Raw genomic sequence first — 22473 nt, 5'->3', positions numbered from 1 at the left:
CATCAGAAGCGGCAATCCACGCGCAGGTACATCGAGCGCCCATTGATGCCGAACGGGCAGGTCTCCCAGCAGTAGGCGAAGCCAAGCTGCGGGAAGGGCGCAGCCTTCACCGTGTCCCAGCGTGTCGGATAAGTGTCGAACACATTGCTGATGCCACCCGACAGCCTGAACTGCCGGGTGAAGGCATAGCGTGACGGATGGCGCCGTGATCTGGAAGTGTGCGCCGGAAGGGATCCGCGAGCAGGTGCTGCCGCCGGACTGCCGCTAGCCCGCGTGGTCGCGCATCCACTCCTTCAGGCCGTTGACCCAGCGCTTGGCGTCGAGGTTGTGGCGGCGCTTGATGTCGGCCGCGCGGTCGTACAGCAGCGCGAAGTCGATCTGCGGCGCGTGCTTGAAGGCGATCACGATCACGTTCGCATCGTGTACCTCGGGCAGCCAGGCCACGGCGTCGAACTCCTGTTCCATTGCGAGCAGGTTCTTGTCGTAGTTGGAGAAGTCGTCGCCGAACACATTGGCGGTCATGATGCCGTCCGGCGCAAGGCAGTCGGCGCAGGCCTGGTAGAACTCCGGCGTGTCGAGCACCGGGCCGCGCGCGTGTTCGTCGTACAGGTCGACCTGCAGCACGTCGACCTTGCCATGATTGGCCGGGTCGTTCACGAAATCGAGCGCGTTCATTTCGCGCACCTGCAGGCTTGCGTCGTCCGGCGGCAGGCCGAACAGCGCGCGGCAGATCTCGATCACGTTCGGGTTCAGCTCGACCGCGGTCACCTGCGCCTCCGGAAAGCGCGCGTGGCAGAACTTGGTCAGCGCGGCGCTGCCCAGGCCCAGCTGCACGATCCGGCGCGGCGCCGGCTGGAACAGCATCCACATCATCATCATGCGCACGTATTCGAGCTCGATGGTGTCCGGGCGCGACAGGCGCATCGCGCCCTGCACCCAGGAGGTGCCAAGGTGGAGCGAACGCACGCCTTCGAATTCGGTGACGGTGGCGGGAGGATGGCCCGGCTGGGCGAAGCGCGGATCGGCGCGCGGCGGGATGGACGACATGATGCAGGGGCTCGGGAACGGCGCAAAGGCCGATCTTAGCAGATTGCCCGTCAGGCCGGCAGCGGCAGCCCGGGCAGGATCAGGCTGACGGCCAGGCCGCCGCCTTCGCGGTTGGCCAGCAGGATGCGCCCGCCGTGCGCTTCGGCGATCTCGCGCGCCAGCGCCAGGCCCAGGCCGGTGCCGCTGCGCTTGGTGGAGTAGAACGGCACCAGGGCGTTGGTCAGCACCGCTTCGTTCATGCCGCTGCCGCGGTCGAACACGTCGATGCGCACCATGTCCTGGACGCGCCGCACGTGCAGCTCGACCTGTTCCGGGCGCGAGCCGGATTCGTGCGCATTCTTGAGCAGGTTCAGGAGCGCCTGCTCCATCTGCGCGGCGTCGATTTGCGCGGGTTCGGGCGGCAGTTCGCCCACCAGCCTGAAGCGCACCTGCGACGCCAGCCGATCGACGAAGGCGTCCCAGGCGCACGGCTCCAGCTGCGGCGAGGGCAGCTTCGCAAAGCGCGCGTAGCCGAGAATGAAGCTCTCCAGGTGACGGGTGCGCTCGCCGATGGTCTCCAGGATCTGCGGCAGGCGCTCCGGCTGGCCGCGCCGCACCAGCTCCGCGCCGGAATGCGCGAGCGATGCCAGCGGCGCCAGCGAATTGTTCAGCTCATGGCTGATCACGCGGATCACCTTCTTCCAGGTCTGCACTTCCTGGCGGCGCAGCTCGGAGGTCAGGTGGCGCAGCAGCAGCAGCTCGTGCTTGCGGCCGTTCAGGGTGAAGCTGCTGCGCGCCAGGTGGTACACGTTTTCCTCCTCGCCGTCGCCGACCGAAAACAGGCCGTCGCCGCCGCGCGCGATGGCGTCGCGCAGCGCGGTGGAGGCCTGGGCCAGCAGCTCGTCCAGCTGCAGTCCCTCGAGCTTGCGGCCCTTGGCCAGCAGCTGGCGCGCGGCGCTGTTGGCGTACACGATCAGGCCGTTGCGGCTGGCCGAACCGGCCACCAGCAGCATCGCCACCGGCGTGTTCTGGACCATCGTATCGAGCAGCAGCTCGCGCTGCACCAGGTCGAGGCGCTGGTCGCGCAGCACGTGGCCCAGCTCATTGTGGGCGGCGATCAGGTCGGCCAGCTCGTCGTTCTGCGGCCAGTGCAGGCTGAACGAAAAGTCGCCGTCGCGGTAGCTGGCCACCGTCCCCTCGAGCGCGCGGAACAGCGACAGCATCGGCCTGATCTCGGCGCGGATGGTAATGATCGCCATCGGCACCACGGCCACCAGGCAGATCCCGAATACCAGCAGCGGCTGGCCGGGCAGATACCAGTCGAGGGTGAGGGCGATGGCGATGCCGGCGGTGAGCAGGGTGCCGGCCAGCGCCGACCAGCGCGCCACCAGTGAAAGGCGGCGTCCGCGCGGCCGGCTGCGCGGCTTGCTCATGCGGCGCGGCCAATGCCCAGCCGTTCCATGCGCCGGTACAGCGACTGGCGCGACAGCCCCAGTTCCGCCGCGGCCTGGGCGATGACGCCGCCGGCGCGCGCGAGCGCCTGGGTGATCGCTTCGCGGTCCGGTTCATTGTCGGCCGCGGCCTGGGGCGCCGGCAGGCCGAGGTCATCGAGCCGGATCACGTCGCCCGCGGCCAGCAGGCTGGCGCGCGCCATCACGTTCTTCAGCTCGCGCACATTGCCGGGCCAGGCGTGGGCCAGCAGCGCCGCCTCGGCCGAGGCGTGCAAGGTCTTGCCATTGCCGAGGAAGCTGTGCGCCAGCGGCACGATGTCGCCCGGACGCGCGGCCAGCGGCGGCAGGCGCAGTTCGATCACGTTCAGGCGGTAGTACAGGTCTTCGCGGAAGGCGCCGGCGCGGATCATGGCCTGCAGGTCGGCATTGGTGGCGCTGACCACGCGCACCTTGACCTGGCGCTCGCGGTTCGAGCCAAGCCGTTCGAAGCGGCCGGTCTCCAGCACCCGCAGCAGTTTCATCTGCCCGGCCAGCGGCAGGTTGCCGATCTCGTCGAGGAACAGGGTGCCGCCGTCGGCCGCCTCGAACTTGCCCTCGCGGGCGCGCGAGGCGCCGGTGTAGGCGCCCGCTTCGGCGCCGAACAGCTCGGCCTCGATCAGTTCGGCGGGCAGGGCCCCGCAGTTGAGCACCACGAAGGGCCCGTCCGCGACGTGCGAATTGCGCTGGATGACCTCGGCGATGCGTTCCTTGCCGGTGCCATTGGGACCGGTGACCAGCACCGGCACGTCCGAGCGCGCGACCTGGCAGGCCAGGTGCAGCACGCGTTCGGTGGCCGGATCGGCCCACACGATGCCGCGCAAATCGAACTGCGTTTCCAGTTCGCGCCTTGCGCGGCGTTCGCGCTGCAGGTGCTCGCGCAGCGCGCGGTTGGCCTGGCCCAGCTCGACCAGGTTGGTGACGGTGGCCAGCAGGCGGTCGTCGTTCCAGGGCTTGGACAGGTAGTCGGCCGCGCCCGACTTGACCAGCTCCACCGCCGCGTCGAGGTGGGTCCATGCGGTCAGCAGGATCACCGGCAGGTCCGGATGGCGCTTGCGGATCTCGCGGAACAGCGCCGTGCCTTCCTCGCCCGAAGTGGTGTCGGCCGTGAAGTTCATGTCCTGGATGACCAGGTCGACCGGCTGGCGCGCGAGCACCGCCAGCCCTTCCTCGGGTGAGGCGGCGCGCAGGGCGGCGATGTCGTGCAGCGAGAACAGCACTTCCAGCGCCATCGCCACGGCGGCGTTGTCGTCGATGATCAGTACGGTCGGCATGGGCGCAAGCATACCATCGGACTGCTGGGCTCAGGCGGTGCGGGTGGCCAGCGCCGGCGAAATCGAGGCCGCGCGCCACGCCGGGCCGTACACCGCCAGCAGGCCGAGCGCCCAGAACAGGCCGGCGCCGGCGCCCAGGTAGCCCAGCGGCAGGCGCACCATTTCGAGCTTCGACACCATCAGGTTGTTCAGGCCGATCGCCAGCAGCACGCCCGCCACCACGCCGGTCGACGTGATCATCAGGTTCTCGGTGATGAAGTAGCGCAGGATGTCGATGCGCCGGGCGCCCAGCGCGCGCCGCACGCCGATCTGCTTGCGGCGCTGGGTCACCCACAGGCTGGCCATGCCGACGATGCCGCTGGCGGTGACCAGGAGCAGCAGGCCGGACACCGTGATCAGGGTCCACGACAGCGCGCGGTCGCTGGCGTAGCGCTTGGTGCGCGCCTCATCCAGCGATTCGGTGGTGATCACCTTCGGCGTCGGCGACGATTTGCGGATCGCCTCTTCGGCCTCGCGCATCACGCGGTCGCGCTGGCCCGGCTCGGCGCGCACGCTGTAGCTGGCGCCGCCAAAGGCGAAGCGCAGCGGCCGGATGACCGACCATTCGGCTTTCTCGTCGGTCGGTGCCCACGGCGACTGCAGGCGCTCGACCACGCCGATGATGTGCAGGGTGCGCGCATCTTCGCCGGTGCCGTTGTACAGCGACTTGCCGACCGCCGACTGGCCCGGGAAGGCCTTCTGCGCGATGGCGCTGGTGATGATGACCTGGTCCGCGGTCGTGCTGGCATCCTTGTTCGGGTCGAAGTTGACCAGGTCGTCCGGCCTGAAGTCGCGGCCTTCGACCAGCTTCAGGCCCCAGGTCTTGATCAGGTTCCCGGTGGTGTCGTAGGTGGCGGCATTGCCGGTTGGGCGCAGCTGGTTGCGGTCCACCGACCAGCCGTTGCTGTTGCCGCTGTTGGACAGCGGGATCTGGTTCACTTCGGCGACCGACACCACGCCCGGGACCGCGCGCAATGTGGCCAGTTCGTGTTCGCGCGTCGCGATGACCTGCTCGAAGCCGGCGGTATCGAGGTTACGCACCCGCATATAGAACACCGAGTGCTCGTCGGCCACGCCGCTCGGGCGCGCGCTGGTTTGCTGGCGCAGGTTCACCACGTGCAGGGCATTGGCCAGGATCGCGAGGCTGAGCGCGACCTGGACGGCGACCAGGACCGGGCCGGTCTTGTTGCGCATGAGCGCGGAAAGAATGGGACGCAGTTCCATGATCGCTCCTTTATTGGGATTTGAGTTGCAGCGCCGGCGTGACCTGGCAGGCGCGCCAGGTCGGCAGCAGGCCGGCGAGGATCGCGGCGGCGATCGACAGCACCAGGGTTAGCGCCAGCATCGAGGCGTCCATGTGCGCCAGGTTCTTCATGCTCTCCGAGCCCATCGACAGCAGGCCGAGCGTGCCGTAGGCCAGTGTCAGGCCGATGGCGCCGCCGACCAGGCCGACGACGGCGGTCTCGATCAGGAACTGGGTGAAGATCTCGCGGCGCGAGGCGCCCAGCGCGCGGCGGATGCCGACTTCGGGCGCGCGCACCGAGAATTTCGCCAGCAGCAGGCCGATGGTGTTCACCAGGCACAGCGCGAGGAAGCCGAAGGCCAGCCACACGGCGAGGCGGTTGTCGTTGCCGACCACCTTGTTCAGGTCCAGCCATTCCATCACGTTGTACAGCTTGGCCGGCTGGTTGCGCGGGAAGCGGCCCATGCGGTTCTGCTCGTGCACGTAGTTGTCGAGATAGCTGGAGACGTCGCCACGGTCGCCGGCGGATGCGGCCTCGATCCAGAACTGGATCCAGGTGCAGTTACTTTGCAGGATGCCGTTGAAGCCCGGGATGGCGTTGCGCTCGTTGCAGTTCATGCTGCCGCTGTGCTGGGTCTCGTGGCGGATGGCGGTCGCGAACGGCACATAGAAGCCTTCTTCCTCGCCGTACTCGCCGTTGCCGGAGATGATGTGGTAGTAGCGCGGCAGCGGCTTCCAGTGGTCGGCCACGCCCACCACCTGCCACGACACGCCCTTCATGCGCACGCGCTTGCCGACCGGGTTGACGTTGCCGAACAGGCGCTCGGCCAGGCCGGTGGACAGCACCACCACGTCGGCCGCGCCCTTGTCCTCGGCCGCGGTCCACGGCTGGCCGTACTTGAACGGCACCTCGAACATCTGGAAGATGTCGTGGGTCGCGGCCAGGCCCTGCTCGGAGAACGCGCCCAGGTCCTTGCGCTCCGGCTCCACCGCCATGCTCACGCCGTAGATGATGGCGCGGCGCTCGCCGACCTTGCCGGCGTCGTACAGGTTGGTCGCATCGCGGTAGGTCATCTGGATATCGTCCGGATCCTGGCCCGGGCTCCAGCCTTCCTTGGGGCCGGAGTCCAGCACCGGCACGAACAGGCGCTGGCTCTTCTGCGGGATCGGGTCGCCCGACATCATGTGCAGGATGGTCAGCGTCGACATCGACGCCGCCACGCCGACCGCCAGCGTGATCACCATCAGCGCGGTCAGCGCCGGGTTGCGGCGCAGGCTGCGCACGCCGAGTTTGAAGTAGTAGCCGAACATGGCAGCTCCTTACGCGACCAGGGTCGGGGTGGCGCGCACCAGGTCCGACACGCGGCCGTCGATGATGTGCACATTGCGCTGGGTGCGCACCGCCAGCTCGGGGTCGTGGGTGACCATCAGGATGGTGGTGCCCTGCGCGTTGATCTCCTCCAGCAGATCCATCACGCCGCGCGCCATCTGCGTGTCCAGGTTGCCGGTCGGTTCGTCGGCCAGCAGCAGCTTGGGCGAACCTGCCAGCGCACGCGCGATCGCGACGCGCTGCTGCTGGCCGCCGGACAGCTCGGCCGGGAAGTGCTTCATGCGCGAGGCCAGGCCGACCTTGGTCAGCGCGTCCTCGATGCGCTCCTTGCGCTCGGTGGCGTTGAAGCCGCGGTAGCGCAGCGGCACGTCGACGTTGTCGAACAGGTTCAGGTCGGGGATCAGGTTGAAGCCCTGGAAGATGAAGCCCAGCTTCTCGTTGCGCAGCTTGGAGCGCGCGTTGTCGTCCAGGCCCCTGACGTTGACGCCGTCGAGCACATACTCGCCGCCGTCGAAGGTTTCGAGCAGGCCGGCGATGTTCAGGAAGCTGGTCTTGCCCGAGCCGGACGGGCCGGTCACGGTCACGAATTCGCCCTGCTTGACGTCGATCTCGAAGCCGCGCAGCGCGTGGGTCTCGATCATGTGGGTGCGGTACACCTTGGACAGGTTTTTCATGCGCAGCATGGAGGACTCCTTTGGAATGTGCATTGGGACTTCGGTCAATTGTTGATGGCCACGCGCTGGGCGTTCTTGAAGGTGTCGGTGCCGGAGATGACGACGCGGTCGCCCGGCTTGGCGCCGGACAGGATCTCGACCGACGAGATCGAGGTGGCGCCGACCTGCACCGGGGTACGCACCGCGATGCCGTTGTTGACGATGTAGGCGAAGCGCCCGCCCTCGCTTTCGAGGAAGGGGCCGCGCTGCACCATCACCACGTTCGGCTTCTCCTCGATCAGCAGGCGCGCCGACACGCGCTGGCTCTGGCGCAGGCCGTCCGGCTGCTTGCCGTCGAAGCGCAGGCGCGCCAGCACGATGTTCTTCACCACTTCCGGCGACAGCGCCGACAGCTTGCCCTTGACGGTGCTGTTCCCGATCGTGATCTCGGCCGGCATGCCGATGCCCAGGTCGGCCGCGTAGTTTTCCGGCACCTCGATCTCGACCTCGAGGCGCGACAGGTCGACCAGCGTCATCAAGGGCGCGTTGGGCGGGACCACCGCGCGGTCCTGCACGTTGAGGGTGCCGATGAAACCGTCGACGGGGGCGCGCACGGTCAGCTCGTCGACCTTGCGCTGGGCCTCGCCCAGCGACAGGCGCTCGCTCTCGAGCTGGCTCTTCTTGGTCTTGAGCGCGAGCGCGACGTCATCCTTTTCCAGCACCGCAGCGGCGGCGGCGTGGTGCGCCCGGATCTCGGCCGAGTTGAGCGCGTCCTTGGCCTTCTGGTAGTCGATCTTGGCGATGATGCCGTCGTTGGCCACGCCCTGGTAACGCTCCAGCGTGCGCTGGGCCGACAGGCGCTCGATCTCGGCGGTGTCTGCTTCGCGCTGGGCCAGCAGCTTCTGCTTCTTGGACAGGATCTCCTGGCGCGCCACTTCGGCCTGCAGCTGTTCGAACGCGGTCTGCTCGCGCTTGAGCGCATCGGACAGGTCGGGCGAGGTGAGCACGGCCAGCACCTGGCCCTTCTTGACGGTGTCGCCGGCCTGCACCTTCAGCGAGACGGTGGCGCTGGCGGTGGAGAACAGGGTCGGGCTGACGGCGGCCACCACGCGGCCGTTGACGGCGGCGTCGCGCACCAGCGTGCCGCGGCCGACTTCGGCGATGCGGATGCGCGCCGCGCTCACCGATTCGTCGCTGCTGCGCCAGGCCGACAGCAGCATGGCGCCCAGCGCGACGATGGCGACCGCGCCGCCGATCAGCAGCGCGGGTTTCTTGTAGTTGTGCGACCGTGCCGGGATCAGCACGGCGTCTTGGGCGGAGGTATCGCGAATCATGGTTTTCGTTCCAGGTATCGATGGCGCACATCCAATGCAGGAAGCGTGCCAACGCCAAGTGCTTGATTTTTAAGGTCCATGCATGTGTCCGCGGCGTCCGGACACCGGCACGCGCGGACAGCGTCCGGACGGACGGCGGCGCTCCTCTACTGGGGTCAGGTCGTCCAATGAGTCAAAGTTCCAATTCAACTACTTCACGCCGAGTTCCTCTGCTGCAATCATGATTCTTTGGACGACCTGACCCCAGGTGGGCACTTGAATATTGTCGGGCTGGCCATACATCGGCGGCTGTCCCACTACCGAAAGGCAGCATGAGCGCCATCGCCGGCAAGCTGCGTCACCTTGGCCTGCACCTGCGGGCCGCATTCGCCGGTCCCGCACGGCCGCCGCTGGACTACCCCTTCGTCCCGGGCGACGTCGCGCAGCTGCACCGCGTGCGGCCGCGCGAAGGCGTGCCCGCGCTCGATGGGCAGACCTGGAACGACCTGCTGCTGCAGCCCTGGCTGGACGAGCTCACGCGCGAGACCAGCATCTTCGGCAAGCAGGAGCTGTACCGTCGCCTGCGCGCGGGCGCGGCGCAGCCGGGGCGCGACGCGCAGTGCGGCCGGGTGCGCGCACTGCTGGCCGATCCCGCGCGCCTCGAGGACCTGCAGCGCCGCCTGCGCCCGCTGCGCGACGCCGACACCGAAGTGGCCGCGCTGCTGTACGAGGGCGATTGCGCGCCGGTTCCCGCGTGGGCCGGCCGCACCTGGCCGCTGCCACTGGCGCTGGCCGCCTCGATCGCGGCGGTGGCGCTGACGCCGTTCGCGTGGCTGGGCGTGGCCTTCGTCCTGTACGTGCTGATCGCGCTGCAGATGCGCTACCACGAACGGGTCCAGAAATGGAAGCAGTCGGTGGCCACGCTGCGCATGCTGCTGGCGACATGCTGGGTGCTGGGCGAGGACGAGGCGCTGGCCGATGGCGGATTCGCGCTTGGCCGCGAGCAGGCCGGGCGCCTTGACCGAGCGCTGTCGCGCGGCGCCGCATGGCTGCCCGGCGCGCAGGAATACGGTGACTGGTTCGCGCTGGCCAACGTCAACCACTACTTCAAGAGCATGCGACGGGTGTTCGCCGAGCGCGACTTCCTGGCCGCTTGCTACGAGCGCTGCGCGGTGCTGGAGGCGGATGTCGCGCTGGCCCGCCACCTGCAGGCGGCGCCGCGCTGGTGCTGGGCCGCGGCATCAGCGCCGGACGCGCTGGCGCTGGATGGCGCCGTGCATCCGCTGCTGGCCGGCGCGGCCCCGCTGTCGATCGCGCTTGACGGCAAGGGCGCCTTCATCTCGGGCCAGAACGGCGTGGGCAAGAGCACCTTCCTGCGCACGCTGGGCCTGTCGCTGGCCACCGCGCGCGCCTTCGGCTTCGCCTATGCGCACGCGGCGCGGTTGCCGGACCTGCCGCTGTACGCCAGCATGCAGAACGAGGATTCGCTGCTGGGCGGCGAAAGCCTGTACATCGCGGAGCTGCGGCGGGCACGCGAGCTGCTGCAGGCGGCCGACAGCGGCGGCGCGGCGGTGTTCCTGATCGACGAGATCTTCCGCGGGACCAATCACGTGGAATCGGTGTCGGCCGCCGCCGCGGTGCTCGACACGCTGGCCGCACGCGGACTGGTGCTGGTCTCGTCGCACAACGTGGTGCTGGCGTCGCTGCTGGCGCGCTGGCTCGACCCGTACCGCATCGCGCGCGACGCCGGCGGGCTGACGCTGCGGCCGGGCGTGCTGGTGGAGACCAACGGGGTGGCGCTGCTGGCCGGGCAGGGTTTCGCGCCGGAGATCAGCGACAAGGCGGCGCGCTTTGCGCAATGGCTCGGTCAGCGCTTATCGGAGCCGATCGCAATCCCGGCTTTATAGAGATCGTCGTTCCCGCGAAGGCGGGAACCCCATTTCTCATCCGAAGTCGGCACCGGCGGCGCTAACGCGCCTTCGCGGGAATGACGTTCTCTTGTTGGTCAGCGCCGCAGCGGCTTGCCCTTCGCAATGACTTCATGGCAGTCGCCCTTCAGCACCGCGTTGTCGTAGTCGGTCCAGCCATAGCTGTCGACATAGCGCGTGTGCTGCCTGAAGCGGCTGTTCACGAAGCTCCAATCCAGGCGGTCGTCCGGGTAGCGGATGTCGCCCAGGTCGAGCAGGGTGTGGAACATGTTCTCGGTCGCCAGGTGCGCGCGTCGGTGGCGCAGCAGTTGGTCGACCTTGCCGGGGAACTGCTCGCGGTAGGCGTCCGAATACCAGACGAAGGCCGGCACGTGGAATTCATATTGGGTGTTATGGCCGTGGAAGGCGATACGGCAGCTGCCGTCGTACAGGGTCTGGCCATGGTCGGCCACGTAGACCATCGAGGCCGATACGTCGCTGTCCTTGAGCGTGCCGATCACGTGGTCGAGGAACCAGTCGGTGTACAGGATCGAGCTGTCGTAGCTGTTGTTCAGCTGCGGCTTGATCTTCAGGTCGGTGTACACCGGCTTGTCGACCCCGAACAGCGAGGGTTGCCACTTGTCGAATCTGGCCGGGTAGCGGTGGCTGTAGTTCCAGTGGCTGCCCAGCGAGTGGATCACCACCAGCTTCCTCTGCGCCGGATCGTTCACCGCGTTCTTCAGGGGACCGAGCAGGATCTCGTCGAAGCTCGACTCGTCGTTGTAGGTGCCCAGGTTCATGAACTCGACCACGTCGGCCTCCTTGGCGAACACCGACACCGGGGTGTCGAACTTGCCGAACGAGATCTGGTTCGACAGCCAGAAGGTCTTGAAACCGGCTTCCTTGTAGGCCGTGATGAAGGACTTCTCGGCGAAGCCGTCGCGCAGGCTCTGGGTTGCGCGCTTGCGCGAGATGATCACCGGGACCGACAGGCGAGTGGCCGAGACCGAGGTGATCACGTCCGGCAGGGTGACCAGGTTGGCTTCCTTCGACAGCAGCGGGTTGGTCTCGCGGGCGTAGCCGTTCAGGCTCCAGCGGTCGTAGCGCGACGATTCGCCGATCACCAGCACCACCAGCTGCGGGCTGTCGCCGGGCGTGGCCGGGTGGGCCTGGAAACGGAAATTGGCCGACAGCCGGTTCAGTTCGGCCAGGTACATCCGGTCGCGGTAGAAATCGTAGTAGCGCGATCCCAGCCCGAACGGCCAGGACTGGGCGAAGCTGTCCTTGTCGAACGGCGCCTTGGCCCAGTGCGGCAGCAGCGGCAGCGGGTACGAACCGAACTGGACCGGCCCCGAGGGTGGCGGCGCCGGCTGCGTTGACGGGCTGGCCTCCACCTTGATGTGGTAGCCGGAAGAAACAGGCGCCGGCGCGGCCGCCACCTTGGGCGGCGCCACGCCGACCGTGGCGCCATAGATCACCAGCGCCACCGCCAGGCCCAGCGCCGCCAGCACCACCCGGCGCGATACGTCGGTCCAGTCGAGGTCGCGGCTGTTCCAGGCCGCGCGCCAGCTGCTGGCCCACCATGCCAGCACGCCGATGAAGATCGCCGCCACCAGCCAGATCTTGCTGCCGAGGAACTCGATCGCTTCGGCCGGACTGGTCTCCAGCACCACCCCCAGCTGGTGCGAGGAGATGCCTTTTCCATAAAACGCGAACAGGTACAGCTCCATCGGCAGCGACAGGAAGGCCGGCAGCAGCAGCCAGTGGAAACGGGCCGGCCGCCCGAACAGGGCCCAGGCCGTCACCCAGCACAGGAATTCGATGGCGACCACCTGGCCCGGATGCTCGACCACGTGCCCGTACAGCCAGGGCGCGAAGGGCACCAGCGACAGGGCCAGGTAGGTCAGCAGCACGTACAGGTTGGCGGGACGGAGCAGCGAGCGCATCGGTGAAGGGCAGGGCGGGCGAAAGTCCGCTATTATCCGCATTGCCAAGGGAAAAGCCATCCCCGTCACGCCGCCCAGGTTTGTGTCGACTTTGCCACATCCTGGCCCAAAACCGGCGCGCCACCTCCCGTCCTGCCCCGGCAGGAAGGCAAAGCGGTTGACCGCTTGTCGTATCGGGTCTATACTCGCGAGTTCTCGAATTTATTCTGCACATCGTATACGCATTCGCAGCCGCTTCTTCGGAGGGCGGCTTTCGTCGCCTCTACGGTACTTAATCGAAACGGGACTAGGTTTCAGTCCCCGGGTTACCGGCCCGGGTCATTCATGTAGCAGTAATTTTGTTGGATAAAGAACGATGCCAACCATCAATCAACTGATTCGCAAGCCGCGCGTTGCCGCGGTTGTGAAGAGCAAGTCGCCGGCACTGGAGAACTGCCCGCAGAAGCGCGGCGTGTGCACCCGTGTCTACACGACGACCCCGAAGAAGCCGAACTCGGCACTGCGTAAGGTCGCCAAGGTGCGCCTGACCAACGGTTTCGAAGTCATTTCGTACATCGGCGGCGAAGGCCACAACCTGCAGGAACACTCGGTCGTGCTGATCCGCGGCGGTCGTGTCAAAGACCTCCCGGGTGTGCGTTACCACATGGTCCGCGGCGCGCTGGATACCCAGGGCGTGAAAGACCGTAAGCAGGCCCGTTCGAAGTACGGTGCCAAGCGCGCTAAGGCTGCCAAGAAGTAATCTGCCAATTTTGGCTTAATTGAGTTGAGCCGGCCGCGAGGCCGAGTAAGTGAAGGGCCATGATGGCCGTTCGCGAGTGCGCAACCAGCACTCAACTGAAGACAGGAAGGAATTGAAATGCCACGTCGTCGTGAAGTCCCCAAGCGCGAGATTCTGCCGGATCCGAAGTTCGGCAGCACTGATGTCGCTAAGTTCGTCAACGTTCTGATGCTGTCCGGCAAGAAGTCGGTCGCAGAGAACATCATCTATGGTGCGTTCGATCACATCCAGAGCAAGTCGGGCAAGGACCCGCTGGAAGTGTTCACGGCCGCGATCAACAACGCCAAGCCGATGGTCGAGGTGAAATCCCGCCGCGTCGGCGGCGCCAACTACCAGGTGCCAGTGGAAGTTCGTCCGGTCCGTCGTATGGCGCTGTCCATGCGTTGGTTGCGCGAAGCCGCAAACAAGCGCAGCGAAAAATCCATGCCGCAGCGCCTCGGTGGCGAGCTGATGGAAGCCGCGGAAGGCCGTGGCGGCGCCATGAAGCGCCGTGACGAAGTCCACCGCATGGCTGAAGCGAACAAGGCGTTCTCGCACTTCCGCTTCTAAGCATTCGACCGTTCCCCCAGGAGCGGTCCAGCAGTATCCGTTGATTAAGCCGGGCACATTTTGGCTCTCAAAATGCTGCTCGGTTTTGTCCATTCAAAGATTTAGGAAAATTTATGGCACGCACTACCCCCATCGAGCGCTACCGTAATATCGGTATTTCCGCTCACATTGACGCCGGTAAGACGACCACCACCGAGCGCATCCTGTTCTACACCGGTGTGAACCACAAGATCGGTGAAGTGCACGACGGCGCCGCCACCATGGACTGGATGGAGCAGGAGCAAGAGCGCGGCATCACCATTACCTCGGCAGCGACGACCTGCTTCTGGAAGGGCATGGCCAACAACTTCCAGCCGCACCGCTTCAACATCATCGACACCCCGGGCCACGTCGACTTCACCATCGAGGTGGAGCGTTCGATGCGCGTGCTGGACGGCGCCTGCATGGTGTACTGTGCAGTCGGCGGCGTGCAGCCGCAGTCGGAAACCGTGTGGCGCCAGGCTAACAAGTACAAGGTGCCCCGTCTCGCGTTCGTCAACAAGATGGACCGTACCGGCGCGAACTTCTTCAAGGTGTACGAGCAGATGCGCGCGCGCCTGAAGGCCAACCCGATCCCGCTGCAGATCCCGATCGGCGCCGAAGACAACTTCCAGGGCGTGGTCGACCTCGTCAAGATGAAGGCGATCTACTGGGACGACGCGTCGCAGGGCATGAAGTTCGACTACCGCGACGTGCCGGCCGAGCTGCTCGAGCAAGCCAAGGAATGGCGCGAGAAGCTGGTCGAGACCGCCGCCGAGGCGACCGAAGACCTGATGAACAAGTATCTCGAAGAAGGCGACCTGTCCGAAGAAGAGATCAAGAAAGCGCTGCGCGCGCGCACCATCAACGGCGAAATCGTGCCGATGATGTGCGGCACCGCCTTCAAGAACAAGGGCGTGCAGGCCATGCTGGACGCGGTCATCGAGTACCTGCCGTCGCCGGTCGACATCCCGCCGGTCGGTGGCCATGACGAGGACGACCAGCCGGTCACCCGCAAGGCATCGGACGACGAGAAGTTCGCCGCGCTGGCATTCAAGATCATGACCGACCCGTTCGTCGGCCAGCTGATCTTCTTCCGCGTGTATTCGGGCGTCATCAACTCGGGCGACACCGTGTACAACCCGATCAAGGGCAAGAAGGAACGCGTCGGCCGTATCCTGCAGATGCACGCCAACCAGCGCGAAGAGATCAAGGAAGTGCGCGCGGGCGACATCGCCGCAGCCGTCGGCCTGAAGGAAGCGACCACCGGTGAAACCCTGTGCGACCCGGCCGCCCCGATCATCCTGGAAAAGATGGTGTTCCCGGAGCCGGTGATCCAGCAGGCCGTCGAGCCGAAGACCAAGGCCGACCAGGAAAAAATGGGCCTGGCGCTGAACCGCCTGGCACAGGAAGACCCGTCGTTCCGCGTGCGCACCGACGAAGAGTCGGGCCAGACCATCATCGGTGGTATGGGCGAGCTGCACCTGGAGATCATCGTCGACCGCATGAAGCGTGAATTCGGCGTGGAAGCGACCGTCGGCAAGCCGCAGGTGGCGTACCGCGAGACCATCCGCAAGGCCGTCACCGACGTCGAAGGCAAGTTCGTCAAGCAGTCCGGTGGTCGCGGCCAGTACGGCCACGCCGTGCTGTCGATCGAGCCGCAGGAGCCGGGCAAGGGCTTCGAGTTCGTCGACGCCATCAAGGGCGGCGTGGTTCCGCGCGAGTACATCCCGGCAGTCGAGAAGGGTGTGCGCGAGACCCTGTCGACCGGCGTGCTGGCAGGCTACCCGGTGGTCGACGTGAAAGTCACGCTGACCTTCGGTTCCTACCACGACGTGGACTCGAACGAGAACGCGTTCCGCATGGCAGGTTCGATGGCGTTCAAGGAAGGCTGCCGTAAAGCCAGCCCGGTCATCCTCGAGCCGATGATGGCCGTGGAAGTGGAGACGCCGGAAGACTACGCCGGTACCGTGATGGGCGACCTGTCGTCCCGCCGCGGCATGGTGCAGGGCATGGACGAGATCCCGGGCGGCGGCGGCAAGATCATCAAGGCCGAAGTCCCGCTGTCGGAAATGTTCGGTTACTCGACCTCGCTGCGTTCGGCAACCCAGGGTCGCGCAACCTACACCATGGAGTTCAAGCACTACTCCGAGGCTCCGAAGCACGTGATCGACGCGATCGTCACCGCGAAAGCCAAGTAATTATTGATCGGGAGGCAGGCGATCCCTGCCTCCCTTGAAAACACTCTCAAAGGAAGATTCAAAATGGCAAAAGAGAAATTCGAGCGGACCAAGCCGCACGTCAACGTCGGTACCATCGGCCACGTCGACCACGGCAAGACCACCCTGACCGCTGCAATCGCCACCGTCCTGTCGAAGAAATTCGGCGGCGAAGCCAAAGCCTACGACCAGATCGACGCAGCGCCGGAAGAAAAGGCACGCGGCATCACCATCAACACCGCGCACGTCGAGTACGAGACCGCCAACCGTCACTACGCTCACGTTGACTGCCCGGGCCACGCCGACTACATCAAGAACATGATCACCGGTGCCGCCCAGATGGACGGCGCGATCCTGGTGTGCTCCGCTGCCGACGGCCCGATGCCGCAGACCCGCGAGCACATCCTGCTGGCTCGCCAGGTGGGTGTCCCGTACATCATCGTGTTCCTGAACAAGTGCGACCTGGTCGACGACGCGGAACTGCTGGAACTGGTCGAAATGGAAGTGCGCGAACTCCTGTCGAAGTACGAGTTCCCGGGCGACGACCTGCCGATCATCAAGGGTTCGGCACGTATGGCGCTGGAAGGCCAGGCTGGCGAAATGGGCGAAGACGCGATCATGCGCCTGGCCGACGCGCTGGACACCTATATCCCGACCCCGGAGCGTGCCGTTGACGGCGCCTTCCTGATGCCGGTGGAAGACGTGTTCTCGATCTCGGGCCGCGGTACCGTGGTGACCGGTCGTGTCGAGCGCGGCATCATCAAGGTCGGCGAAGAGATCGAAATCGTCGGCATCGTCGACACCGTCAAGACCACCGTCACCGGCGTCGAAATGTTCCGCAAGCTGCTGGACCAGGGCCAGGCTGGCGACAACGTCGGTCTGCTGCTGCGCGGCACCAAGCGTGAAGACGTCCAGCGCGGCCAGGTCCTGGCCAAGCCGGGCTCGATCAAGCCGCACACCGAGTTCACCGGCGAAGTGTACGTCCTGTCGAAGGAAGAAGGCGGCCGTCACACCCCGTTCTTCAACAACTACCGTCCGCAGTTCTACTTCCGTACCACTGACGTGACCGGTTCGATCGTGCTGCCGGCCGACAAAGAAATGGTCATGCCGGGCGACAACGTGTCGATCACCGTCAAGCTGATCGCCCCGATCGCGATGGAAGAAGGCCTGCGCTTCGCAATCCGCGAAGGCGGCCGTACCGTCGGCGCCGGCGTGGTTGCCAAGATCATCGCCTAATTAGCGTGATCGACGGGCAGGGCGAACGTCCTGCCTTAGCAACAAAACGGGGCGGGACTGCGGTCCTGCCCCGCGTTTTGAGCGGGAACAGTGCTATACTCCCGCTTCTTTGCTGTACCGAAGTACCAGACACTCATTGCCGGCCAGGTGCCGGTTCGCTCTTTTTTAAGGAAATAGCATGTCCGCTCCGAATCAAAAAATCCGCATTCGCCTGAAAGCCTTCGACTACAAGCTGATCGACCAGTCCGCACTGGAAATCGTCGACACCGCGAAGCGCACCGGCGCAGTGGTCAAGGGCCCGGTCCCGCTGCCGACCCGCATCGAGCGTTACGACGTCCTGCGTTCGCCGCACGTCAACAAGACCTCGCGCGACCAGTTCGAAATCCGTACGCACCAGCGTCTGATGGACATCGTGGATCCGACCGACAAGACCGTTGACGCACTGATGAAGCTGGACCTGCCGGCTGGCGTCGACGTCGAAATCAAGCTGCAGTAATTCCTGGCCGCGGAACTCGTTCCGCGTTCAAGCAAAAAGCCGGAGCCGCCGATGGGTGCTCCGGCTTTTTCATTATGCCTGTCCGTCGTTTCCGGCAGTGCCGGAAACGACGGGAAATATCAGGGCCGCAGCCCGTTGCTGACCACGAAGGCCCGGATCCCGTCCGGATGCGCCTTCTTCCACGCTTCGAGCTCGGGCCGATAGGCTTCGCGGTACATCAGCAGCAGGATCGCCGGCTCCAGCTGCCCCGCCTGCGCCAGCCTTTGCAGCGAGACCAGCGCGGGATCGGCCGGCACTGCCTCGCCTTTCTCCTTCATCTGCGCCACCATGTTCAGCGCCGCCTGCCACGACCGCAGCTCGATCTCGAAAGGCGAGGCCTTGCCCGCCGCGGTCGCATTGCCGACCGCCGCCGCCTGCATCATCCAGAACGCGAGGTCCGGCGTCTGCTGCAGGTCTTGCTGCACCTCGACAGTCGGCTTGCCATCCTTTCCGGCGGGGATGTAGCGCGCCTTGCGCACCAGTGCCAGCCGCTTCAGCGCCAGGCCATCCTGCCGCATCATCAATTCCAGCTTGTCCCAGTTCGGTCCTTGGCTCGGCTGCGCCGCGATGCCGCCGTACAGCGCCGCCTCGGCGCCGCGGCGGTTGCCTTGCAGGATCAGCGAATCGGCCAGGAAGCGCCAGGCCTGTCCATTCAACGGCTCGATCTCGGTGGCTTTGCGAAAGCGCGCTTCGGCCTCGTGCCATTGCTTCTGCGAGAAATAGCAATCGCCGGCGTTGACCCAGGCCGCCGAGTACAGCGGATCGCGCTGGGCCGCCAGTTCATATTTCGCCAGCGCTTCCGGGTAGCGCTTCTGCATGAACAGCGCTTCGCCTTCTTCCAGCGCCGCGATTGCCTCCGGCGTTGGCTTGTGCAGCGGCACCGGCTGCGTATCGACCAGCATCCGCAAGATCTCCTGCGCCAGCGGGTCCTGGGCGTCGATACGCAACGCATCGCGCGCCATCGATTCGGCCTGCTTCAGCATCGCCGCCGCCTTGTCGGCCGGCGCCTGGCCCGCCGCGACCTGCAGCATATGGGCCATCGACGAGATCGGCATCGATGCGCTGGGGTCGGCCTGGCGCGCGCGGTTGTAGGCATCCCACGCCTCGCGGAATTTCCCTTGGCCGTAGAGCGATTGGCCCTCGGCCACCAGCGCCTTGCAGGCATCGTTGCCGAGGACTTCGGCATGGGCCGCACCAAGGTGAAGAGCGGCAAGGAACAGAACTGCTCGAACCAGACTTTTTCTCATGGGTCATCCGCGCAATGAAGGTCGGCTGATCTTAGCACGCAGGAAATGTTCGTTGTCGAGCCGCGTAGTTCCACTCAGATAGCTGATCGGGATCAGGCGCGCGCGCTATGCGGCTGGCATCAGGCGAGCGCGGCATCTATCTTTCAGCACGATAGTCAGCAGCCCGGGACCGCCTCGGGCGCCAAATCGATGGACCTTGTTGGAGGATCGCTGCAATGAAGAAACTGCACATGCTCTGCGGGCTGCTCTTGCCAGTGGCCCTGTCCGCCTGCTGCAATCCACCGCTGGTGGCGACGGTTGACGTCGGGACCTTGCCGCAGCAGGCGTCGAACTGGTGCTGGGCCGCGAGCGGCCAGATGACGATGCGCTACTTCGGCCACGATGTCGCCCAGTGCACCGAAGCCAACAACCGCTTTGGCTTGAGCACCTGTTGCCGCGACAACTCCGGCAGCTGCAATAACGGTGGCTGGCCCGAGTACGAGAAATACGGCTTCACCGCAGACCAGACCTCCAACGCGGCGCTGACTTGGGCACAGGTGCGTTCGCAGATCTATTGCGCCAGGAAGCCGTTCGCCTTCAGCTGGCATTGGCCGGGTGGCGGCGGCCACATGATGGTGGTGAAGGGCTACGTGACTGTCGGCGGTGTCCAGTACGTGGATGTCAACGATCCCGAGCCCTTCACCAATCTCGCGACGATCACGGGCGGCACGGAAACGATCATGACCTACAGCCGTTACGTCAGCGACACCGACCATACGCACTGGAACGACTACTACAACATCACGTTCAAAGGTGAATAACATGCGCAAGTTTGCATTCGTCTTGATCGCCGCGATGGCCTACCTCTTGAGTGGCTGCCAGACCGCGCGCACCCAGCCGCCGGCGAACAGCAAGCCCGCCGCGGCCGCGCAAGAAGGGCTGGCGACGCTGAAGGTGGTCGTCAACGCCAACAACTATGCGGCCCTCGGCTTCACCTCGGTGGAGGAGGTGCGCCAGGCCACGCTCGGCGAGCCGCTGCAGATTTTCAGTGTCCGCCTCGACGCGCTTCGCAAGTTCACGGACAAGGCCAGCCCGGACAAGCTGCTGGTCGACGCCCGCCGCAAGCTGTATCCGGTCAGTGTCGGAACGCGGGTCGCGACCTCGATCTTTGTGGGCCACGCGCATGACGGCTGGCGCGCGAACGAACTGGGCAATGCAGCAGTGGCCCAGCTGGTCGCGCGTTATCGCCACGGCCCGGACGACTTCCTCGTCCACGTGCCGGCGCTCAAGTCCTGGCTTGTCGCCGAGCGCATCGAAGGGCAGCTGTTCCTGACGCCGGTGATGGACGACCCGCGCACCGGCTTCCAGGCCGGCGAGCGCCTGCCGGCCACCGCGGCCTTCCTGAAACTGCAGGCCGCCGCCGAGGGCTACAACGGCCTGCCGCAGTAGCGCAGGAGTTTCAACAGGCGCAAACAGGTCAGCGCAAAACGGGGTCAGCGCAAAACGGGGTCAGGTCGTCCAAAGAATCAAAAGTGGGGTCAGGAACGCTTGGCAAAACGGGGTCAGGTCGTCCAAAGAATCAAAAGTGCGGTACAGGAACGCTTGTTTCAAGCTAAGCGATTGTTCGGACGAAATTTTGATTCATTGGACGACCTGACCCCGCAGGCCAGGCGGCGAGCGCCTGTCGGCCACTGCGGCCTTCCTGAAACTGCAGGCCGCCGCCGAGGGCTACAACGGGCTGCCGCAGTAGCGGAGCGAGGCGGGCGGCTCGCCCGCTTGCGCGTCCCGGCGCCGCTGCGCCTGGTAGGCTTGCCCCAGCTTCCCTTCCAGCACCTGCGCCATCACTTGGGCGCGCAGCACATCCTTCGTCGTCATCTCGAGCACTCTCCCGTCCCCCCTTGGAAAGCATCCTAGGGGACATTTCTATTTAGCGGAGAGGGGACATTACTACTTAGCGCTAACAATTTCTCGGCCGGCAGTTGCAAATTCTAGGGATCCCTATATATAATGCCGGTCCCCGGGCGGTTAGTTCAGCTGGTTAGAATACTTGGTCGACATCCAAGGGGTCGCAGGTTCGAATCCTGCACCGCCCACCAGAATTCCTCAAAGCCGGCCTCGTGCCGGCTTTTGTTTTGCCTGCTGCGGCGGCTCACGCACCGCGCCTCTTTCGGGTCTACAATGGGCTTCGACTTCCGCACGGAGGCTGCCATGCGATACCGCGTCCTGTTGCATCGTTCTGAAGAAGGGTTCGACGTATCCGTCCCCGGCTTGCCCGGTTGCGTTTCTCAAGGCGCGACAGGGATAGAGGCTTTGGAGAACATCAGAAGCGCGATCAAAGAGTATCTCGCCGTGGTTGAAGAATTAAGCAGCGGCGAGATCGCGCGTGATGTTGACCTGCGTGATTAGCCTTGGTCCGCATCCCCGTGACCGACCGGCCTATTTCGCCGCCGGCAGCCCCATCTTCTGGCGGCAGCGGTTGCGCATCGCCAGTTCGCGCTGGGCAGCCTGGTCCGGCGTCGGCGGCTTGGCCTTGGGGTCGGCGTTGATCGCCTGGGCCGCGAAGGCGGCGCCGAAGCAGCCGCAGTACTCGTCCAGCCGGGCATTGCCCTTGAGGTCGTATTCGCCGTAGGGCTTGGGCATGGCGGCCGCCTGCACGCACATCTGCTTGTAGCTGGCGGCGGCCTGCTGCTGGTCCTGGGCCAGCGCCGGCACGCAGGCGCAGGCGGCGAGCAGCGGGAAGAGGGAAGCTCTCATGGTGAAGTCCGTTCGATTCAGGTTGGGCGCCTGCGCAATCTAACATCGAAACAATATCTTCCAGTCATCACCGTGACCCGTGGAGCAACACTCCCCACCCCGGTGGGGGCATTCCCGCCGCCGCCGTGCGGGAACCCGACATACCCCCAAATTACTTGTTGCGTCAAGCCCCTGAGCGGGCTATACTAGCCGGCTTCGGTATGGATTCGTCTTTTTTGAACCCATACGTTTTTAGTAGTTGAACTAGCCCCGCCCAATCGTAGGTGGGAATGGAGAAAAAATGAGCCTTGGCCTTCTCGGTCGCAAGGTTGGCATGATGCGCATCTTCACGGATGACGGGGATTCGATCCCGGTCACCGTGCTGGACGTGTCGAACAACCGTGTTGCGCAAATCAAAACTCCTGAAACTGACGGCTATGCCGCTGTTCAGGTCGCATTCGGTCAGCGTCGCGCCTCGCGCGTGAACAAGGCCGCTGCCGGTCACTTCGCCAAAGCTGGCGTCGAAGCCGGCACGATGCTGAAGGAATTCCGCATCGATGCAGCCAAAGCCGCCGAATTCAAAACCGGCGACGCCATCAACGTCTCGATGTTCGAAGTCGGCCAGAAAATCGACGTGCAAGGCACCTCGATCGGTAAAGGCTACGCCGGTACCATCAAGCGTTACAACTTCTCGTCCGGCCGTGCCACCCACGGTAACTCGCGCTCGCACAATGTGCCGGGCTCGATCGGTATGGCGCAGGATCCGGGCCGCGTGTTCCCGGGTAAGCGCATGACCGGCCACATGGGTGACGTCACCGTGACCACCCAGAACCTGGAAATCGCCCGCATCGACGCCGACCGCCAGCTGCTGCTGGTCAAGGGTGCCGTGCCTGGCGCCAAGAACGGCCAAGTGGTCGTGTCGCCGGCCGTCAAGGTCAAAGCCAAGAAGGGAGCGTAAAGA

Annotated in this window: 22 protein-coding genes and 1 tRNA gene; 11 read left to right on the top strand and 12 right to left on the bottom strand. The window is 65.4% G+C overall.

Annotated elements, in window-relative coordinates:
• Positions 1-2 precede the first annotated feature (2 nt).
• The 8 genes from NX778_RS11770 to NX778_RS11735 all read right to left on the bottom strand — a co-directional run bounded on the left by NX778_RS11770 (position 3) and on the right by NX778_RS11735 (position 8386).
• Positions 3-143, bottom strand: coding sequence for a hypothetical protein (locus NX778_RS11770; protein WP_258811932.1), 141 nt, complete (start codon positions 141-143; stop codon positions 3-5).
• Positions 144-264: 121 nt separating this feature from the next.
• Entirely contained in the window at positions 265-1047 is a 783-nt protein-coding gene (locus NX778_RS11765; protein WP_258811931.1) for a spermine/spermidine synthase domain-containing protein, read from the bottom strand.
• Positions 1048-1097: 50 nt separating this feature from the next.
• Positions 1098-2459, bottom strand: coding sequence for a sensor histidine kinase (locus tag NX778_RS11760; protein ID WP_258811930.1), 1362 nt, complete (start codon positions 2457-2459; stop codon positions 1098-1100).
• The gene (locus NX778_RS11755; protein ID WP_258811929.1) at positions 2456-3787 is read right to left on the bottom strand and encodes a sigma-54-dependent transcriptional regulator; all 1332 of its coding nucleotides are present in this window, start codon (positions 3785-3787) and stop codon (positions 2456-2458) included. Before NX778_RS11755 ends, NX778_RS11760 begins: the two co-directional genes overlap by 4 nt.
• Before the next feature lie 30 nt (positions 3788-3817).
• Complete coding sequence (locus NX778_RS11750) at positions 3818-5050, bottom strand: ABC transporter permease (protein WP_258811928.1); 1233 nt, start codon at positions 5048-5050, stop codon at positions 3818-3820.
• Positions 5051-5060: 10 nt separating this feature from the next.
• Positions 5061-6380, bottom strand: coding sequence for an ABC transporter permease (locus NX778_RS11745; RefSeq protein WP_258811927.1), 1320 nt, complete (start codon positions 6378-6380; stop codon positions 5061-5063).
• Between the two features lie 9 nt (positions 6381-6389).
• Entirely contained in the window at positions 6390-7082 is a 693-nt protein-coding gene (locus NX778_RS11740) for an ABC transporter ATP-binding protein (protein ID WP_258811926.1), read from the bottom strand.
• 35 nt (positions 7083-7117) lie between these two features.
• Positions 7118-8386 carry an efflux RND transporter periplasmic adaptor subunit gene (locus NX778_RS11735; RefSeq protein WP_258811925.1) on the bottom strand — a complete coding sequence of 423 codons (1269 nt, stop codon included), beginning with the start codon at positions 8384-8386 and terminating at the stop codon, positions 7118-7120.
• A gap of 311 nt (positions 8387-8697) precedes the next feature.
• Between NX778_RS11735 and NX778_RS11730 the strand changes: the two genes are divergently transcribed.
• Positions 8698-10272 carry a MutS-related protein gene (locus tag NX778_RS11730; RefSeq protein WP_258811924.1) on the top strand — a complete coding sequence of 525 codons (1575 nt, stop codon included), beginning with the start codon at positions 8698-8700 and terminating at the stop codon, positions 10270-10272.
• A 98-nt stretch (positions 10273-10370) separates the two neighbouring features.
• Here the strand turns inward: NX778_RS11730 and NX778_RS11725 are convergent, their stop codons facing one another.
• Complete coding sequence (locus tag NX778_RS11725) at positions 10371-12218, bottom strand: phosphoethanolamine transferase (RefSeq protein ID WP_258811923.1); 1848 nt, start codon at positions 12216-12218, stop codon at positions 10371-10373.
• A 355-nt stretch (positions 12219-12573) separates the two neighbouring features.
• Here NX778_RS11725 and rpsL point away from each other — a divergent pair, with 355 nt between their 5' ends.
• From rpsL to rpsJ, 5 genes are all read left to right on the top strand, one after another.
• Positions 12574-12957, top strand: coding sequence for a 30S ribosomal protein S12 (gene rpsL / locus NX778_RS11720; RefSeq protein WP_258811922.1), 384 nt, complete (start codon positions 12574-12576; stop codon positions 12955-12957).
• A 117-nt stretch (positions 12958-13074) separates the two neighbouring features.
• Positions 13075-13545 (top strand): 30S ribosomal protein S7, encoded by a 471-nt coding sequence (gene rpsG / locus NX778_RS11715; protein ID WP_258811921.1) that lies wholly within the window; start codon positions 13075-13077, stop codon positions 13543-13545.
• A gap of 113 nt (positions 13546-13658) precedes the next feature.
• On the top strand, positions 13659-15764 hold the full coding sequence (gene fusA / locus NX778_RS11710) for an elongation factor G (RefSeq protein WP_258811920.1): 2106 nt from the start codon (positions 13659-13661) through the stop codon (positions 15762-15764).
• A 63-nt stretch (positions 15765-15827) separates the two neighbouring features.
• Positions 15828-17018, top strand: coding sequence for an elongation factor Tu (gene tuf, locus NX778_RS11705; RefSeq protein ID WP_258811919.1), 1191 nt, complete (start codon positions 15828-15830; stop codon positions 17016-17018).
• Between the two features lie 178 nt (positions 17019-17196).
• A complete protein-coding gene (gene rpsJ / locus NX778_RS11700) occupies positions 17197-17514 on the top strand; it encodes a 30S ribosomal protein S10 (protein WP_258811918.1) in 318 nt (105 codons plus the stop codon).
• Between the two features lie 119 nt (positions 17515-17633).
• On the opposite strand, the gene NX778_RS11695 is transcribed toward rpsJ, so the two are convergent.
• Positions 17634-18800: a tetratricopeptide repeat protein gene (locus NX778_RS11695; RefSeq protein WP_258811917.1), complete on the bottom strand. Its 1167-nt coding sequence runs from the start codon at positions 18798-18800 to the stop codon at positions 17634-17636.
• 215 nt (positions 18801-19015) lie between these two features.
• On the opposite strand from NX778_RS11695, the gene NX778_RS11690 reads away from it, so the two are divergent.
• Positions 19016-19600 (top strand): papain-like cysteine protease family protein, encoded by a 585-nt coding sequence (locus tag NX778_RS11690; RefSeq protein WP_258811916.1) that lies wholly within the window; start codon positions 19016-19018, stop codon positions 19598-19600.
• Position 19601: 1 nt separating this feature from the next.
• The gene (locus tag NX778_RS11685; RefSeq protein WP_258811915.1) at positions 19602-20228 is read left to right on the top strand and encodes a hypothetical protein; all 627 of its coding nucleotides are present in this window, start codon (positions 19602-19604) and stop codon (positions 20226-20228) included.
• Positions 20229-20507: 279 nt separating this feature from the next.
• Here NX778_RS11685 and NX778_RS11680 read toward each other — a convergent pair whose 3' ends face one another.
• Positions 20508-20654: a hypothetical protein gene (locus tag NX778_RS11680; protein WP_258811914.1), complete on the bottom strand. Its 147-nt coding sequence runs from the start codon at positions 20652-20654 to the stop codon at positions 20508-20510.
• A 144-nt stretch (positions 20655-20798) separates the two neighbouring features.
• On the opposite strand from NX778_RS11680, the gene NX778_RS11675 reads away from it, so the two are divergent.
• Positions 20799-20875, top strand: a tRNA-Val gene (locus NX778_RS11675).
• Positions 20876-20987: 112 nt separating this feature from the next.
• Positions 20988-21185, top strand: a complete 198-nt coding sequence (locus tag NX778_RS11670) for a type II toxin-antitoxin system HicB family antitoxin (RefSeq protein WP_258811913.1) — start codon at positions 20988-20990, stop codon at positions 21183-21185.
• Positions 21186-21215: 30 nt separating this feature from the next.
• On the opposite strand, the gene NX778_RS11665 is transcribed toward NX778_RS11670, so the two are convergent.
• Entirely contained in the window at positions 21216-21533 is a 318-nt protein-coding gene (locus NX778_RS11665) for a hypothetical protein (RefSeq protein ID WP_258811912.1), read from the bottom strand.
• 280 nt (positions 21534-21813) lie between these two features.
• On the opposite strand from NX778_RS11665, the gene rplC reads away from it, so the two are divergent.
• Positions 21814-22470, top strand: coding sequence for a 50S ribosomal protein L3 (gene rplC / locus NX778_RS11660; RefSeq protein WP_258811911.1), 657 nt, complete (start codon positions 21814-21816; stop codon positions 22468-22470).
• Positions 22471-22473 lie beyond the last annotated feature (3 nt).

The sequence above is a fragment of the Massilia terrae genome (genome assembly GCF_024753145.1).
In the GTDB taxonomy this organism is placed as follows: Bacteria; Pseudomonadota; Gammaproteobacteria; order Burkholderiales; family Burkholderiaceae_D; genus Telluria; species Telluria terrae.
Note: the sequence above shows the minus strand (reverse complement) of the source record. Positions and strands in the feature narration are given on the sequence as shown.